Origin of the sequence: Aeromonas sp. 1HA1 (assembly GCF_029237385.1) — a bacterium.
Classification (GTDB): Bacteria; Pseudomonadota; Gammaproteobacteria; order Enterobacterales; family Aeromonadaceae; genus Aeromonas; species Aeromonas popoffii.
This window is the reverse complement of record NZ_JAACGC010000007.1, coordinates 91417-107722: the sequence shown is the minus strand read 5'-3', so window position 1 is coordinate 107722 and position 16306 is coordinate 91417. Positions and strand designations below refer to the sequence as shown.

General features: G+C 56.5%; 16 protein-coding genes. 2 read left to right on the top strand and 14 right to left on the bottom strand.

Features of this window, described 5'->3' with window-relative positions; translation table 11 throughout:
- Positions 1-121: 121 nt before the first annotated feature.
- Positions 122-688 carry a hypothetical protein gene (locus tag GWQ22_RS04250; RefSeq protein WP_275929543.1) on the bottom strand — a complete coding sequence of 189 codons (567 nt, stop codon included), beginning with the start codon at positions 686-688 and terminating at the stop codon, positions 122-124.
- A gap of 443 nt (positions 689-1131) precedes the next feature.
- Entirely contained in the window at positions 1132-3492 is a 2361-nt protein-coding gene (gene rnr / locus GWQ22_RS04245; protein WP_042038847.1) for a ribonuclease R, read from the bottom strand.
- A gap of 134 nt (positions 3493-3626) precedes the next feature.
- On the opposite strand from rnr, the gene GWQ22_RS04240 reads away from it, so the two are divergent.
- Positions 3627-4649 (top strand): GGDEF domain-containing protein, encoded by a 1023-nt coding sequence (locus GWQ22_RS04240; protein WP_275929542.1) that lies wholly within the window; start codon positions 3627-3629, stop codon positions 4647-4649.
- Between the two features lie 62 nt (positions 4650-4711).
- On the opposite strand, the gene luxS is transcribed toward GWQ22_RS04240, so the two are convergent.
- The 4 genes from luxS to GWQ22_RS04220 form a co-directional block, all read right to left on the bottom strand.
- Positions 4712-5221, bottom strand: coding sequence for an S-ribosylhomocysteine lyase (luxS, locus tag GWQ22_RS04235; protein WP_005340462.1), 510 nt, complete (start codon positions 5219-5221; stop codon positions 4712-4714).
- An 18-nt stretch (positions 5222-5239) separates the two neighbouring features.
- Positions 5240-5833 (bottom strand): hypothetical protein, encoded by a 594-nt coding sequence (locus tag GWQ22_RS04230; RefSeq protein WP_275929549.1) that lies wholly within the window; start codon positions 5831-5833, stop codon positions 5240-5242.
- Between the two features lie 61 nt (positions 5834-5894).
- Positions 5895-6233, bottom strand: a complete 339-nt coding sequence (gene glnB, locus GWQ22_RS04225; protein WP_005308848.1) for a nitrogen regulatory protein P-II — start codon at positions 6231-6233, stop codon at positions 5895-5897.
- 9 nt (positions 6234-6242) lie between these two features.
- Complete coding sequence (locus tag GWQ22_RS04220; protein WP_275929541.1) at positions 6243-7865, bottom strand: NAD+ synthase; 1623 nt, start codon at positions 7863-7865, stop codon at positions 6243-6245.
- A gap of 146 nt (positions 7866-8011) precedes the next feature.
- Between GWQ22_RS04220 and tppE the strand changes: the two genes are divergently transcribed.
- Positions 8012-8509 (top strand): type IVa pilus pseudopilin TppE, encoded by a 498-nt coding sequence (gene tppE / locus GWQ22_RS04215; RefSeq protein WP_275929540.1) that lies wholly within the window; start codon positions 8012-8014, stop codon positions 8507-8509.
- A 3-nt stretch (positions 8510-8512) separates the two neighbouring features.
- On the opposite strand, the gene tapY2 is transcribed toward tppE, so the two are convergent.
- The 8 genes from tapY2 to fkpB form a co-directional block, all read right to left on the bottom strand.
- The gene (gene tapY2 / locus GWQ22_RS04210; RefSeq protein ID WP_265461900.1) at positions 8513-8788 is read right to left on the bottom strand and encodes a type IVa secretion system protein TapY2; all 276 of its coding nucleotides are present in this window, start codon (positions 8786-8788) and stop codon (positions 8513-8515) included.
- Entirely contained in the window at positions 8785-12396 is a 3612-nt protein-coding gene (locus GWQ22_RS04205; RefSeq protein ID WP_275929539.1) for a PilC/PilY family type IV pilus protein, read from the bottom strand. Before GWQ22_RS04205 ends, tapY2 begins: the two co-directional genes overlap by 4 nt.
- 11 nt (positions 12397-12407) lie before the next feature.
- Complete coding sequence (gene tppD / locus GWQ22_RS04200; protein WP_275929538.1) at positions 12408-12845, bottom strand: type IVa pilus pseudopilin TppD; 438 nt, start codon at positions 12843-12845, stop codon at positions 12408-12410.
- A complete protein-coding gene (gene tppC, locus GWQ22_RS04195) occupies positions 12842-13828 on the bottom strand; it encodes a type IVa pilus pseudopilin TppC (RefSeq protein ID WP_219615118.1) in 987 nt (328 codons plus the stop codon). Before tppC ends, tppD begins: the two co-directional genes overlap by 4 nt.
- Positions 13825-14391 carry a type IVa pilus pseudopilin TppB gene (tppB, locus tag GWQ22_RS04190; RefSeq protein ID WP_275929537.1) on the bottom strand — a complete coding sequence of 189 codons (567 nt, stop codon included), beginning with the start codon at positions 14389-14391 and terminating at the stop codon, positions 13825-13827. The genes tppC and tppB overlap by 4 nt, the downstream gene beginning before the upstream one ends.
- A gap of 3 nt (positions 14392-14394) precedes the next feature.
- Entirely contained in the window at positions 14395-14802 is a 408-nt protein-coding gene (gene tppA / locus GWQ22_RS04185) for a type IVa pilus pseudopilin TppA (protein ID WP_219615116.1), read from the bottom strand.
- 110 nt (positions 14803-14912) lie between these two features.
- Positions 14913-15848, bottom strand: coding sequence for a 4-hydroxy-3-methylbut-2-enyl diphosphate reductase (gene ispH / locus GWQ22_RS04180; RefSeq protein WP_275929536.1), 936 nt, complete (start codon positions 15846-15848; stop codon positions 14913-14915).
- Positions 15848-16300 carry an FKBP-type peptidyl-prolyl cis-trans isomerase gene (gene fkpB, locus GWQ22_RS04175; RefSeq protein WP_181364586.1) on the bottom strand — a complete coding sequence of 151 codons (453 nt, stop codon included), beginning with the start codon at positions 16298-16300 and terminating at the stop codon, positions 15848-15850. The genes ispH and fkpB overlap by 1 nt, the downstream gene beginning before the upstream one ends.
- Between the last annotated feature and the right edge of the window lie 6 nt (positions 16301-16306).

The window sequence follows — 16306 nt, the reverse complement described above, 5'->3', positions numbered from 1 at the left end:
CGGCCGCACGATGAAGAGCAAAAGTTAGCATGATCGTTACCATGTTCGGGAGTCACATAGGAGATCAGATCCTGGAAATCGGGAAAAGTGCCAATCAGTTCACAATATTTGTGTATAAGAGTCAGGTTGTGCAGTTCTTTCCTGTCACATCATATCTATCTATGGTATGCCCATTTTTCTTCGTCATAGACCCCATATCAGGAGTAGGTACTGCTGGCACCCCATTAGACCAAAGACGTTCAAAATATTTTCTAGCAATAGCAGGGTCAGCATCAGTAATCATAAAAACCCTGGCTGATTTGCTATAAAGTTCATCACGGTAATATTCTCTGGCATCTTCATATTTGAAGAAATTCAGGATGCCATCCCCAACAGCACCGCGAGGATTCCCAACACGACCAAAGCGGCCATAGGTGTAAACGAATGGGCTATTGCTTTCATGGACAGAAAGAAAAGCATGTCCAGCACCTTTAATCTCTGTCCAGACAAATACGCCATTTTCTATCGGATTGAACGGCTTCTTACACTCGTTGTCCGATTCAATCCATTTGCCTTCGGCTTTCTTAATCAGTTGCACGAAGCCACCGTTATCCTTTTTCGTGTACTGGATCGGCTCACCAGTGGCCAACGTCTTGTCTTGCCACAGGCCCAATCCCTTACCGTATTGCTTCATCTGAGCCGGAGTCATGTTTCCCTCACACCAAAAAACTAAGCGGGCATTGTGCCATGAGCTACAGGCGAGACAAAATTTGAATGACGTAGGGCGTACCAGATTATCATGACAGCAAGATCTGCTGACAGATGCGGCGCTATTGAGTGATGGGGCGGCGGAAAAATAGGACACCCACCTTTTTAAGTGCAGCGTAGCAACCTATAGAATGGCAATCGCGAAGGAATTGTGCCCCTAGCCATAGACACGGAGCTTGGCCGAACTCCGCCGAAGGGCTAAGCCTCTCCCCCACTTCGCTGACCATAAAAAATCCGAACCCCGGTAACAGGGTTCGGATTTTTTCATCTCAAGAGTCGCAGGCTTTTGCAGTGATAACCCGGGCGCTGGCGAAGATACCCCGGGGCCATCAGCCCCTTACGACCTCAGCCCAGGTCGCTGGACCCAGGCCATGGGTCGAGGGCTTAACCCTTGGCCTTGTCACGAGCCTTTTTGCTCGGTCGTCTGTTGCTGGGCTTGGCGCGGCCACCCTTGTCGGATTTGCCGGTCTCCTTGCCCTCTTTGCGTTTATCGTGACGCAGGCCCCCCTTGGCAGGCTTGCGCACCACCTCTTTGCCATCCTTGCCGGTGAGTGGCGCTTCCACCATCACGAAGTCGATCTTGCGATCGTCCAGATTCACGCCCATCACCTTGACCCGCACCTTGTCACCCAGACGGTAGCGACGGCGGAAGTTCTCGCCAATCAGCTGCATGTGCAGGGGATCAAACTGGTAGTAGTCGTTGGTGAGGGTGCTGACGTGCACCAGACCGTCGATGTGGATCTCCGCCAGACGGACGAAGAAACCAAAGCCGGTGACGCTGGCGATGACGCCGTCGAACTCGTCACCCACGTGATCCAGCATGTACTCGCACTTGAGCCAGTCGGCCACGTCGCGGGTCGCATCGTCGGCACGGCGCTCTGTCATGGAGCAGTGCTCGCCCATCGGGTCCACTTCTTCCAGCTGGTAGTGATAACCACCGCTCGGGGTCCACTTGTGGCGCAGGTTGCCCTGCTGCTCCTTGGCCGTCTGGTACTTGATGGCGCGGTGCAGGATAAGGTCGGGGTAACGACGGATCGGCGAGGTGAAGTGGGCGTAGGACTTCAATGCCAGACCGAAGTGGCCGATATTGTCGGCCTGATAAACCGCCTGACGCATGGAACGCAGCAGCATGGTAGAGAGCAGCTCCGCATCGGGGCGCCCTTCAAACTTGGCGGCCAGCTCGGCAAAGTCTTTCGGCTCGGGTTCAAGGCCCCCCTTAAGCTCCAGACCCAGTTCGGCCAGGAAATCACGGAAACCGGTCAGGCGCTCTTCGCCCGGACGGTCATGCACCCGGAACAGGGCAAAGGCTTCGTTCTTCTCGATATAACGGGCCGCGGCCACGTTCGCCTGGATCATGCACTCTTCGATGATCTTGTGGGCATCGTTGCGCACCAGCGGCACTATCTGGTCAATCTTGCGCTGGGCGTTGAAGATGAAACGGGTCTCTTCGCTCTCGAACTCCACGGCGCCACGCTGGTGACGGGCGTGCTTGAGCGCCTTGTAGAGGTTGTTGAGCTCCTCGATATGGCCCACCAGCGGCTCGTACTGCTGACGCAGCTTGGGCTCGCCATCCAGGATCGCCGCCACCTTGCTGTAGGTCATGCGCGCGTGGGAGTTCATCACAGCTTCGTAGAACTTGTAACCGGACATGCGGCCGGCGGCGGAGATGGTCATCTCGCACACCATGCACAGGCGGTCGACCTGAGGGTTCAGGGAGCAGAGACCGTTGGAGAGCACCTCCGGCAGCATGGGCACCACGAACTCGGGGAAGTAGACAGAGTTGCCGCGTTGATACGCTTCGGCATCCAGCGCTGTGCCGGGCTTCACATAGGAGGAGACATCCGCGATGGCCACCCACAGGCGCCAGCCGCCACCGCGCTTGGCTTCACAGAAGACAGCGTCATCGAAGTCGCGGGCATCTTCGCCGTCTATGGTGACCAACGGCAGGGCGCGCAGGTCGATACGACCCTCTTTGGCCTTCTCTGGTACCTGTTCGCCCAGACCGGCAACCTCCTTGGTCACCTCTTCCGGCCAGGTATGTGGAATGCCGTGGGTACGCAGGGCGATCTCGATCTCCATGCCTGGCGCCATGTTCTCGCCCAGCACGTCCAGCACGGTACCGACCGCGTTGATGCGGGAGGTGGCACGCTGATTGATGCGCACAACCACCACCTGGCTCTGGCGGGCGCCCTTGTTTTCCCCTTCGGGGATGATGATGTCCTGGCCGATGCGGCTGTCATCCGGCACCACGAAACCGACGCCATTCTCGACGAAGTAACGGCCGACGATATCCGCCTCGCGGGACTTGAGCAGACGTACCAGACGCGCTTCCTGACGACCCTTGCGGTCAATCTCGGTCGGCTGCACCAGCACGTAGTCGCCATGCATCAGGCGCTGCATCTCGCGGTTGTTCAAATAGAGATCCGGTCCACCACCTTCCGGGCGCAGAAAACCGAAACCATCTTTGTGGCCGAGTACATACCCCTTCACCAGATTCAGACGATCCGGCAGGGCATAACATTGGTTGCGAGTGAATACCAGTTGCCCATCACGCTCCATGGCGCGCAGACGACGGCGCAATGCTTCCAACGGCTCTTCGTCGGTCAGCTTGAGTGCCTTGGCCAGCTCTTCCCGGGACATGGGTTTTTCATGGCCCTTGATGAGCTCCAGCAGCATCTCGCGACTGGCGATGGGGTTTTCGTATTTTTCGGCCTCGCGTTGGAGGAAAGGATCTTTTTGAGACATAAGCAGGCCTTAGGGTAGGTAATAACGCAGACATTATATCGAAGGGGGGAGCTAATGGCATCCATCGGCTGCCTTTTGGCCAATCTCTCTGTCATACTATGCAAAGTTTGCAGTCATGATGAGACACGGAACTCATGAGCAAGGACTCGTTTGCCCAATCTGCCGCCTATCTGAAGCAGGCGGTTCCCCTGATGATCAAGTATCAAATTCCCACGACACCGGATAATTACACCCTTTGGTATAACTATGTGGCCGCCAGCATGCCCGAGCTCAATCAGGCTATCGAACAGGCCATCAAGCTACAGGGCACCTGCTCTCTCATCACCTGTGAACGGCTCTATCACCAGCATCTCGCCGCCCAGGACGAGCAGCAGATGGAAGCGATGAAACTCAGTCTGGCCGCCATGGCCAACGAGCTCGGCCATACCATGCAGGACGCCATCTCCGACACCGGCATGTTCCAGGAGATACTCGACAAGAGCTTCGATCGACTAAGCCTCATCGACGATGAGGGGCTTAGCCTGGAGGATACCATGGGTATCTTGCGGGATCTGGTACGCGAGTCGCGAGATATTCGCATGTCGACCATGCATTTTCGCAATCAGCTCAGTAACGCCGAGAAGGAGATCAAGGAGCTGCGTGAGACACTGAATGAGACTCGCAAGCTGGCCAACGAGGATGCCCTCACCTCACTGCTCAATCGGCGCGCCTTCGATCTGGAGATAGACGGCCTGATCCGCAGCAAACGGCCCTTCTCGCTCATTTTGTCAGACATAGACCGCTTCAAGAACTTCAACGACGAATATGGCCACCTGCTGGGAGATCAGGTATTGCGCGCCTTCAGCAAGCGACTGCGGGAAACCTGCAAGGAGGGCGTCACCGCCTACCGGCTCGGTGGCGAGGAGTTTGCCCTGCTGGTACCCATGCGTAGCCTGGCCCTGAGCCGCCAAATGGCCGAGAGCCTGCGCCGGGCCATCGAGAAAATGTCCATTCTGGATCGCAAGTCCGGCCGCCGCATCGACCATATCACGGCCTCGTTCGGGGTAGGCGAGTACAATGGCCAGGAGACGGGCGATGCCCTGATCGAACGTACCGACAAGCTGCTCTACAAGGCCAAGGAGCTGGGCCGAAACCGCGTGATGCCACTGCCCTCCTGATCCTTCCTGGCAACAAAAAGGCCGGTCAATGACCGGCCTTTTTCATCGTTGCAACACCAGCTTCAGAGGCTTTTCAACTTCTCTTCCGGCAGGGCCAGCTCGTCGTTGTGGTTGACGCCGATGCCGCGCTCCAGCACATGACGGGCAATGGCGTGCGCCTCTTCCAGCGAGTGCATGCTGTAGGTGCCGCACTGATACTCATTCAGCTCTGGTATCTTGGCCTGATCCTGCACAGTCAGTACGTCGCTCATGGCGGCCTGCCAGGCTGCGCCGACACGAGCTTCGTCCGGTGCGCCGATCAGGCTCATATAGAAGCCGGTACGGCAACCCATGGGGGAGATGTCGATGATCTCCACGCCGTTGCCGTTCAGGTGATCCCGCATAAAACCGGCGAACAGGTGCTCCAGAGTATGGATACCGCGCTCGGAGAGGATCTCCTGGTTCGGCACGCAGAAACGCAGATCGAACACGGTAATGGTGTCCTTGTTCGGGGTCTGCATGGTCTTGGCCACGCGTACCGCGGGCGCTTCCATGCGGGTGTGGTCAACGGTAAAACTGTCCAATAACGGCATTTCTGACTCCTGATTTGGTTACCAGAACCAGCCCCCGCTGGAGAGCTGATCCTTGCATTGTCGATACTGGGCGCCGTAGCGCTGGGCACGAGCCTCTACCTTGCGGGAGGTCTTCATCAACCACCCCTTGCTGCGGTAGCTGCCGCGCCGGTAGCCACCCCACCCTTCGTGATAGTTGAGGTACTGGCCATAGGCATCCCACTTGGAGGTGCCGTTCAGCCGCTGGGCCTTGTTAGTGTACCAGCCCATGAAATCGATGGCGTCAGCAAAGTCGTCACGGCTGCTCCAGCGATTGCCGGTTTCCCGCTGGTAATCGTCCCATGTTTCATCTTTCACCTGGGCATAACCATACGCGGAACTGGCCCGCCCGGTCGGGATGAAGAGGAAATACCCCATCGGCGGCTGGGCGTCATGCACGAAGGAGGACTCCTGATACATCATGGCCATCACCACCGGGATCGGTGTGCCCCACGTCTCGTTCATCTTGAGTGCCGCCTTGTGCCACTCGGGTTTTTCCCGAAAGATCTGGCACAGGTTCTCTGGCTGGGCCGGCGGCCGGGTACTGCAGGCTGTCAGGCCAATCAACAGGCCTGCAGCCACGAAGAGGCGCATCCATGACATCTGAAGGCTTGTATCTTCGTTCTCTTGATCGTTACGAGGCACATGCATCACATCAAATCGCGTCTTCGTTCTCTTCGCCGGTACGAATACGAATGACCCGTTCAACCTCGCAGACGAAGATTTTGCCATCACCAATTTTGCCGGTGCGGGCTGTGTTCTGGATGGCTTCCAGACAGGCATCGAGATCCTCGTCCTGCACCACGAGCTCCACCTTCACTTTCGGCAGGAAGTCGACCATATATTCGGCGCCACGATAGAGTTCGGTGTGCCCCTTCTGGCGGCCGAAGCCTTTGACTTCGGATACTGTCATGCCGTTGATGCCGATCTCGGCCAAGGCCTCGCGCACATCGTCCAGCTTGAACGGTTTGATGATGGCTTCAATCTTCTTCATGGTGACTCCTTACCAGTTCTGTTTGCCAAACCCCGACGTAATGGGGTAACGGCGATCCTTACCAAAGTTGCGGGCCGTGATACGGGGCCCGACGGCGGCCTGACGGCGCTTGTATTCGTTGAGATCCACCAGCCGGATCACCTTGCGCACCACAGCCTCCTCGAAGCCTTCCGCCACCAGATCGGCGACCGACGCATCCTCTTCCACGTAACGCTTGAGGATGGCATCCAGGATGTCATAGGGGGGAAGGCTGTCTTGATCCACTTGGTCTGGCGCAAGTTCTGCCGAAGGGGGACGATCGATGACCCGCTGCGGGATCACATAATCGACCAAGTTGCGATATTCGCACAATTTGAAGACCAGCGTCTTGGGCACATCTTTCAGCACGTCGAAACCGCCCGCCATGTCACCGTACAGGGTGGCGTAGCCGACCGCCATCTCGCTCTTGTTGCCGGTAGTCAACACGATGCGGCGACGCTTGTTGGAGAGCGCCATCAGCAGCACACCGCGGCAGCGCGCCTGCAGGTTCTCTTCGGTAGTGTCGCGGGCGGTGCCTTCAAACAGCGGCGCCAGCTGGGTCATAAAGCCTTCGAACATGGGCTCGATGGAGATGATGTTGAACTCCACCCCCATTCGCTCGGCCTGCTCCTTGGCATCTTCCACACTCATCTGGGCGGTGTAGCGAAACGGCATCATCACTGCCTGCACCTTGTCGGCCCCGATGGCGTCGGCCGCGATGGCCAGCGTCAAGGCGGAATCGATCCCGCCGGAGAGACCCAGCACTGCGCCCTGGAAGCCGTTCTTGGTGATGTAGTCACGCACCGCCAGCACCAGCGCCTGATAGGTCTCGGCCAAAGGATCGAGCGGGGCAGCCGGTTCACACTCTTTCACCGGTTCACCATTGGCAAAGCGCACTAGCGCTAGCTCTTCGGCGAAGGGGGCCAACTTGTGGGTCAGCTCGCCCTGACCGTTGAACACCTTGGAACAACCGTCGAAGATCAGCTCGTCCTGGCCACACACCTGATTGAGATACACCAGCGGCAAACCTGTCTGCTGACAGCGTGTCGTCATCAGCTCATGGCGGATCCAGGGTTTCTCTTGATCGTAGGGCGAGGCATTGATGGTGAGCAGCAGCTCGGCTCCCGCTGCCTTGGCGGCCAGCGCCGGGCCCGGTTGCCACAAGTCTTCACAGATGAGCAGCCCCAGCTTGTGACCACGGAACGGCACCACGCGGGTCTCAGTGGCAGCGGTGAAGTAGCGCTTCTCGTCAAACACACCGTAGTTGGGCAAGTCCTGCTTGAAGTAACGAGCAATCAGCTTGCCGTGCTCATAGAGGGAAGCCGCATTGTAGAGAGCCTCTCCTTCACGCCAGGGATGTCCCACCAAAATGGCACAGTTTCCCTGCCATTCGGCAATACGAGCCAGTGCGGAATCGACCCGTATCATCAGATCGGCACGCAGCAGCAGATCTTCCGGTGGATAGCCGGTCAGGGCCAGCTCGGGGCAGACCAGCAGATCAGCGCCTTGCTGCTCGGCCTGAGCAGCCGCAGCGAGCACTTTGTCAGTGTTATCTTCGATGGCGCCTACCGTCAGATTCAACTGGGCAAGCATCAGAGAGAGGGCTTTTGCCATGGCAATGCATCTTAAAATCAAAAATGATGGGGAATGATAAAGAAAAGGGGGGCAATCTGCCAGTTCAAGACGGGTGTTAGCATGTGACAGCAACCACAGGGAGGGATAAGCTGTAAATAGTCACGGAACGACAGGCCCAAGTTCATATGAAACAAGCCGGATTTACCTTGCTGGAGCTGATGGTTGCTATTGCCCTGGCCGTCATTTTGCTCGGCATAGGCATTCCTTCCCTCGGCAACCTGCTTCAAGATAACCGCGCCAATTATGAAAGTGAGCGCCTCATGAAACATCTGCGTTTTGCTCGCAATCAGGCGATAAGCGATCAACAGACCGTGACTGCATGCCTGGTCAACACCGGCAATCAATGTGTCACAAACAGTCCAAGCCAATTGCTGGTGTTCACTGACAGCAACAGCAACGCCAGGCTGGATAATGGTGAAACCGAGCTATCCAGAACCCCCGTGTTTTCAGCCGATACCTCTCTCAGTTCGACAAGAACCCGCGTCTTATTCGCCACTGATGGCACCAGCCTTGGGACAAATATGACCATTTCAATATGCGTCAGCGGGGAACCGACCATTAACCTCGTCATTGCCGCATCAGGGCGCAGCAGCAAAACAGATACCGCCGTCATCTGCCCCTAGCCATTATCTGGGCTGTGACGCCTCCTGCTGTCTGGCAGCCTCCTGGCTGAATGGCTGTTCTGTTGGCTGGCACTCCACTACCCTCCTGACCATTAAAAGCTGCCCATCCATTTCAAACCCTTTCTTTTTAAAGGCGATTTCAGCCCTCTGGCTATCCGTTATCGTCCCCTGAATGACGACATAGACACCATTATCCAGCTCGACATAGCATTTTCTATCCACTCCAGCATGAACACTGGCTGCGCTCAACAAGGCCATCAGCCACAGGATCCTTTTCATTGGGGCTCATCCTCATACAGGTATATTTTCTTGGGCGTCATATCCATTTCAGCCTCATCCGCCCCCTCCGAACACTCGCCCTCTCCGGTACAGCGTTCAGGCACACCCTCGCCCTCGTCTTTGAGAATGACCTCTTCACCCGGTGCGCCACCAATAATCCGGATCTTCGAATCGTCACCCGCATGGATCACCAGGTCGTCGGCCACCTTGTTGTTTACCTCCACATAGCGCTGAGGGGTTTCGTTACCGTCCTGGTCCACCACGTATTTGAAAGACGTACCGTAATGCATGTCGACCATATACTGCCGCATGGCACCAATGGATTGGATAGTACACTCCTCGAATGACTGGACCTGCGGCAAGAAAGAAGTGAAATAGAGCTTGCCTTGCAGCACGACCCCCGCCCCCATGGACTTCTCTCCTGACTCCGCCAGCCAATACTTCCAACCCGATTTACTGGTGATGGCCGCTCTCAGACTGAGCAAGTCATTGGTCGCCGTCACACCGGCCAGAGGATCCACCGATACATCATACAAGTCCGTCATCGTGATGGGAGCAGGAGCCCCGGTGTTGTAATTCTTGGCAACAACCCCGTAGTCACGCAGCATAAAATAGGCGTTTTGCACTGTAGACTCGGACGATGGACGGTTTCGATCACCAGAACCAATCAGCACGGCATCGAATGGCCTCTCCTTGAACGAGAAATAGTCTTCGCCACTGATCACCGTCTTGGTCACTTGCTTGTTAATGGTCCTCACCACCACCGGCTGGGTAAAGAAGCGGCGGTCATTCGCCTGCACATCGTCAGACCCCAGGCTGGCGAACTTGAAAACGCTCCAGGCGCTGGTGCTGGTTGAGGGCATATCCAAACGCCAGATATTACCGCCCGTATCCCCGGCATAAATCCGGTCGGTTCTCCCGTCACCGTCACTGTCGAGTGTGGAAACCGGCCCCGGCATACTGTCGACCATTCCAGTCACCTCCTTGTTGGTACTGGAGCCCGTTCCCGGTGTTGCACTGAATACCAGTGCGCCACTATCGGCATCGACCATGTAGAGCCCCATCCCCTTGCTGTCGGAGCTACCGATCCCGACCTTGCTCTTGTTGGCGTCGTAACCACCGGAAAACACCATCACCAGTCGCTTGTTACTCGGGGAGGCATCCCAAGGTACATAGGCTACCTCCGGCACTGACCAAGTTTCGCCGAGCAACGAGAAGCCAGTGGTCTGACTATTGATCACCCACTTCAAGCTGGGCGCATCAGGATTGGTGATATCGAGTGCATAGTAACTACTGCCGCCAGCACGCAAACCAAAGAACAGCCAGACAAAATCCCCCTCTGATGCCTTGAGGACACCATTGCTATTGGCATCCTTGATCAGCGCCACCGGAGAAGCATCAACGCCGTAGAGATGATCCGCAGACTCGGCATTGAGACGCAGAGCCTCCTGTTTGGGCAGTAGCTCGTAGGGGATCATCGCCCAGCTCTCATCAACCGTACTGCCGAGGTCCTTGAACATGTGCAGGAAACCGGCATTGGTTCCCATCAGGATGCGCAAGTCAGGCGTACAGGTGCTCTGGCCTGAAGGAATGGTACAGCCATAGTTGACCACCAATGGACGGGAGTGCAACGGGTCCCCCACTATGTATGGGCGGATGGTGGTACTGTCATCATAATCCTCATCATCCACGTCGACCCCTTTGGTCCAGTCGATCTGGCCGTCGAGTTCGGTGGAACTGGCCAGCTGCATGTAACTGGCAAGGTTGTCGGCAGAGCCGGCAATCGACACAAGATTGGCTTTGTTAAAAGTGTCCAATCGCTTGGGTGATGCAACTGAATTGATCACATAAAGGTTGCGATTGGTCTTCTCGGCCAACATGGCCTGCACACCGCCCTTGGCAACCGAATTACCATCCCGCTCCGATGACCAGTAGGTCTGAGCCTGCTCCAGAATGGAACCATCCGCCTTGATGGCGGGCAGGCCGTTAACATCCGCCACATACCCATCGCCAGACAGAGTCAGCTTCTTCAAGTTGCCCTTCCAGCGCGGCCCGGTATCTGGCTCGAACATGGCGTAATAGATATTGTTGAGGCTGCGAGTCCGGTCAAAGTTGTTGGTGGTGATCGCCGGAGACACCAGAGAGGTGTTTATCCGCAAAATGGCCAGCAGGGAAGACCGCAACGCCTGCGTGAGCGCTTCAGCGCTGACCGCCGGGTAGTATTGACCGCCTCCACGCCTCGCCGTCTCTGCCAGCAGATTGCCTGCCCCGGAGATGGCTTCATCACCAAATCCCACGGTAAACGTGGTCACAGTCTGCTTGCCGGGCGATGAAGTGTTCACATCCTTGTTCTTCATGTAACCGGCCATCGCTGCTAGATAGCTCTTGGAGGTGCCAGAACCATATCCCACTGTCGAGCCGTAGGCAGCCCGTTCATCTGCGCTTAGCGAGTCCGTCAACGCCTTTACTGCGCTGTCAGCAGCCGTATCGCTGGTTGGTGCACCATCGGTAACATAGATGACATAGCCGTTATTTGAACATTTGTCATAAGGCGAGGTGTAAGTACCTTCAGGGTCTTCGGCGAGCTTGTCCCGCGTCCCGCCTTGTTTGCCATAGAGTACGGGTTGCCCCCCGTAGAAACGGTAGGCTTCATAGAGGGTTTCACACAGTGGCGTATTGGTCGTGGCAGACAGGCCCTCCACTGTATTGAGCAAGTTCTGCTCGGCTGTGATGGTGCCGACCATATAGTCATTGCTGAGGATGCGACGCACCACTCTGCCGCCATTGGTACTGGTACTGTTGTTGGTATTGAAAATGGCCAAACCGAAATCAACCCCGGGAGTGGAGGAGATCACAGACTTGACCGCATCCTTGGCGATGCGCAGACGTGACTCGACGGCGTACCCCGTCGGCCCGTAATACCAGCGGATATAGTTGGCCGTGTAGAGGGTTACACTGGTGTTGCTACCCGATGTGGCGTCATTCGCGTTACCGGTGTAGTACCATTCACCACGAGTGTTGCTGGTTTTGTCGACCGGATAACCGTCACTGACCGACCCCACCTCCAGCGTCCCGCTGAAAGGATTGGCTGGATTGCGGTTCTGAATATCCTGCTTGCAGTCGACGATGGTGATGTCATCTTCGTTCTCGCCAGAGATGGTCTCCCAATCCCCCTGACGAGGCACCCCATTGCGATAGCTTGAATAGACATAGGTCCAGACTTGGGACTGAAAGTAACCTACAGTACCAAGAGGGGTCTTGGATGAAGCGCAAGCATTGATACTGTCGCGAAAGCGTCGATTGCTGTTGATGGCTGGCACCGAACCGTCGGTCGAGTAATAGACATAATTACGCGAGTTGCCGGTATCCGGATCCCGGTTCAACGATGGATAGACAGTGGCAGGATTGTACTTCTCTCGCTCCAGCTCCATGGTTTCCGCCATACTGCCGGAGTTGTCGAAGATGATCAGCACCTTGGGCCGATAATCCCCCGCTTTCGAGAAGTCATAGATAAACAACTCGGTATCATCCGAGTAGGCATCACTGGCGACAGCAGGCACACTCAGTGCGCACAGGGCCATCAACCACAGTTTTCCATGATGTAACATCGCTGCCGCTCCTATTCAGCCTTCTTTAACAATGGCTGTTCGACCCCAACAGTCCAGGTCATGGGACGTCCCTGCTTCCCGTACACCTGGCTTGCCTCGAGCTCCACATAACGGCAGGCGGGTATGACGTTCTTGCTAGTTGCGTCAAAGCGTCGCTTGCACACGGTTTCACTTCTATATTGCATGATGGCATTACCCATAGAGCCACTCACTGTTGACGTCGCAGTCGAAACAGAAGGCATCTGAGCAATCTGGGTGGCGAGCCCTGTTTGCTGCATGGCGCCACCTATGATGCCCTCCACCCTGTGCTCGACCTGCTGTAGCGCTGCAGCCGCCCCACTGGCACGCAGATCCATGCCACCAGATTGCATCAACACCACGGCGATCAGTGTCAAAGGAGCCAGGATCACCAGCGCAACTATCAATGCCACACCACGTGAATGCCTCACTGCCCACCTCCCGCCATCATCATGGGATTGCGCAGCACCACAGTGCTTTCCAGAAGCAGGCGGCGAAATCCATCCCCATTGCCGGCCACGCTGACATCACCCAGTTGATAGACATTGTTATTGGTGTAGCGGCTGGATGCCTGCAGCGAGCGCACCAGCAAAAACACACGGACTGCTATCACCCGCCCTTCACCCCACTCTTGCGAGGTGACTGCATCTATGGCAGAAAACTTGTCGATACGACCATCCGGTACATTGCTGGTGTCGACCCCGAACAGCAGCACCATCCGCTCAATACCATCCACCAAGGCCCCTGATATCAACCAGGAGCCACCATCAGCAGTGAGCATTCGCTTGCGCAGTTCAAAACCACCGCTGCCGTTAGGAGAGAGATAATAGACGTGGTGCTGGTACTCCCAAATCTGACGCATCGGCATGGTTGTCTCGGAGGGAGCTGTCTCATTACCTCTGAATAAATGAGCCAGTTGAGTATTGGTAGCCATATAGAAGCGATTGGCATCCAACCCTCCCGTCACCGGATTTCCAATCAGGCGCTTGATGCTGATGACATCCGTGTTGGCCACGCGAGTAGGGGATGAAATACAGGCAAAACCGCTCATGGTGCCTGCCGTGCTGATATGGGCAACCCAGAGTGGGCGCACCGGGAAGAGGCTGGAGGGAAGGCTCCCTTCATTTCGCTCATCCAGACAATCATTTGCCACGGTAGCCCCGGAAGACAAGGTCAGCTCATCGCCCACAGTCAAAGCCCCCCCCGTGAAGTCACCCCAGAATCCGGCCCAGCGTAAATCCTGAGTGATGAGACGCATGGCAATGCGGCCGTTCTCGAGCAGCTCGCTCTGATCAAAGGACTCATTGGTAGTAGAGCGGGAGGCAACAAAAACAGCCAACACGCCACCCAGCAAAAAAACGCCGATGACCATGGCGATAAGCCATTCAACCAAAGTAAAACCGCGACTGTTCACAGGGTGGTCGTCAGAACAAACTGACGCCTCGTCAAATCCAGGCCAGCAATTCCGCAAGAAGCGGTAATGGCGGGGGCTACAGCACCGGCTGCAGCACCATCATGGGACGATTCGCGACCCGCCCAGAAGATGGAGACGGTCAACGCATTGTTTGCACCTTTGATAATGCAGCCGATAGGATTGCGCAAGGTCGTTCCAGCCCCGGATGCCGCACTACCCAGTAGCGACTGTCGCCAATAATAAAGGTCAAGCGCCAGCAAATCGGCATTGCTGCAACCGCTCATGGTGCCATTCTCATTGGCACAAGATGGCAAGGATGAGGTGCCGCCACTGACAATCCAGGTATTGCTGGCCTGAAGCTCCCATGCCCCACGGTTTACCTTGAGACGCTCAACCATGTCATTGGCCAGCCAGCTGGCAATAGTTCTCTGTCTTGCCTCATAACTGGAAAACTTTGCTTGTACCTGCATGGCAACCAACCCCAACAGACCAAACGAAAGCACTACCGCCGCTATCATTACTTCCAGCAGACTGAATCCAGCCAGGCAAGTTAGCCGTCTCATCACTCAATCCCAACAATCGTTGTTGGTACTGTCGCTGCTATCCAGAGCGCTTCTCGTACCATTTTGATCGATTGAAAACACCACGCAGTCACTATCAGCCCCTTGCGCACCGGATGCTGTTGCGGACAACCGGAAAGAGTTGCCAGCGGCAGACAAAACCAGACGATAATGGCCAGCATCCGAGCTTTCAGAAAGATTGAGGTCTGCAGCCGAGGAGGTGTATTGATTGAAATCCATGAAGTAGGTTTCCTGCCGGTTGGCAGCGTCCAACAGCATCTTTTTGGCATCGACACGGTGGCTGGTCAGCAGGTACTGCTGATAAGAGGGGTAAGCGATGGTGCCAAGGATCGCCACAATGGCGACGACAATCATCAACTCAACAAGAGAAAAGCCTCGAAAGAACCCAATCATATCCCATCCTTGGTGATTGACCGCGTTACAAGTTTAACGCCGAGCCTGTCACCACGACAAACTCGGCGTCAATATCATCATACTTTATTCTTAAGCCTTTCTGGCTGCACTCAAATAATTCTAAGCTCCGGCGGCACTTCAAACACCACGTTCTCTTCACGACCCGGGTGCTCGACGACCATATTGCCACCCAGCTCGCGCAGGCGGGCGATGACGTTCTGCACCAGCACGTCCGGCGCGGAGGCTCCCGCAGTGACGCCGATCGCCTTGACGCCCTCCAGCCAGCCGGTTTCGATCATGGAAGCATCGTCGATAAGATAGGCTTTGCTGCCTACCTTCTCGGCAAGCTCGCGCAACCGGTTAGAGTTGGAAGAGTTACGAGACCCCACCACCAGCATGGCATCCACCAGCCCCGCCATCTCCCGCACCGCATCCTGACGGTTCTGGGTGGCGTAGCAGATGTCGTCCTTGCGCGGCCCCTGGATCTTTGGGAACTGCTTGCGCAGCGCGTCGATCACATCCGAGGTCTCATCCACACTCAGGGTGGTCTGGGTGACGAAGCAGAGGTCATCCGGATTCTTCACCTTGAGTTTGGCCACATCGGCCGGTGTCTCCACCAGATACATGCCACCCTCGCGATTCTCGTACTGCCCCATGGTGCCGATCACCTCGGGGTGGCCAGCATGACCTATGAGCACGGCCTCGGAGCCCTTGCGGCTAGCGCGATGAACCTCCATGTGCACCTTGGTCACCAGCGGACAGGTGGCATCGAATACCTTGAGGGCGCGGGCCTTGGCCATCTCGCGGACCGTCTTGGCCACGCCGTGGGCGGAGAAGATGACGATGCTGTCATCCGGCACCTCGTCCAGCTCCTCGACGAACACGGCCCCCGCCTCTTTGAGCTTGTTCACCACATAGCGGTTGTGCACCACTTCGTGGCGGACATAGATGGGGGCGCCGAACTTCTCCAGCGCGCTCTCGACAATGCTGATGGCACGATCAACGCCAGCGCAGAAACCACGAGGATTAGCGAGCAGAATATCCATTAGTGCACCTTCTCCTCATCATCAACACCTAGGATCTCCACCTCGAAGGTGACGGTATGACCGGCCAGGGGATGATTGAAATCGACCGTCACCGACATGCCTTCCACCGCCCGGATGATCCCTGGCAACTCGCTACCGTTGGGCTGGTCGAACAGTATGATGGTGCCGACCTTGGGCTCCACATCGGCGCCAAATTTGGCACGGTCGAGATGGTAGATGTTGTCGGGATTGGAGAGGCCAAACGCCTGCTCCGGCGCCAGCGTGAAGCTCCTGCTCTCGCCCTCGTACAAGCCCAGCAGGCACTGTTCGAAGGTGGGCGTCAGGCTGCCATCGCCCATCCGTAAACGGGCCGGTTTGCCGTGCAGCGCCGTGCTGTCGGCAACCGAGCCATCTTCCAGCTTGATGGTGAAGTGGAACAGCACGCTGCTGTTGGCCGTAATCCCGGTGGCGATAGGCTG

Excerpts from the sequence above, each read along its gene's own strand:
- GWQ22_RS04250 (WP_275929543.1), bottom strand. The coding sequence starts at position 688 with ATGACTCCGGCTCAGATGAAGCAATACGGTAAGGGATTGGGCCTGTGG.
- rnr (WP_042038847.1), bottom strand. The coding sequence starts at position 3,492 with ATGTCTCAAAAAGATCCTTTCCTCCAACGCGAGGCCGAAAAATACGAA.
- GWQ22_RS04240 (WP_275929542.1), top strand. The coding sequence starts at position 3,627 with ATGAGCAAGGACTCGTTTGCCCAATCTGCCGCCTATCTGAAGCAGGCG.
- luxS (WP_005340462.1), bottom strand. The coding sequence starts at position 5,221 with ATGCCGTTATTGGACAGTTTTACCGTTGACCACACCCGCATGGAAGCG.
- GWQ22_RS04230 (WP_275929549.1), bottom strand. The coding sequence starts at position 5,833 with ATGCGCCTCTTCGTGGCTGCAGGCCTGTTGATTGGCCTGACAGCCTGC.
- glnB (WP_005308848.1), bottom strand. The coding sequence starts at position 6,233 with ATGAAGAAGATTGAAGCCATCATCAAACCGTTCAAGCTGGACGATGTG.
- GWQ22_RS04220 (WP_275929541.1), bottom strand. The coding sequence starts at position 7,865 with ATGGCAAAAGCCCTCTCTCTGATGCTTGCCCAGTTGAATCTGACGGTA.
- tppE (WP_275929540.1), top strand. The coding sequence starts at position 8,012 with ATGAAACAAGCCGGATTTACCTTGCTGGAGCTGATGGTTGCTATTGCC.
- tapY2 (WP_265461900.1), bottom strand. The coding sequence starts at position 8,788 with ATGAAAAGGATCCTGTGGCTGATGGCCTTGTTGAGCGCAGCCAGTGTT.
- GWQ22_RS04205 (WP_275929539.1), bottom strand. The coding sequence starts at position 12,396 with ATGTTACATCATGGAAAACTGTGGTTGATGGCCCTGTGCGCACTGAGT.
- tppB (WP_275929537.1), bottom strand. The coding sequence starts at position 14,391 with ATGAGACGGCTAACTTGCCTGGCTGGATTCAGTCTGCTGGAAGTAATG.
- tppA (WP_219615116.1), bottom strand. The coding sequence starts at position 14,802 with ATGATTGGGTTCTTTCGAGGCTTTTCTCTTGTTGAGTTGATGATTGTC.
- ispH (WP_275929536.1), bottom strand. The coding sequence starts at position 15,848 with ATGGATATTCTGCTCGCTAATCCTCGTGGTTTCTGCGCTGGCGTTGAT.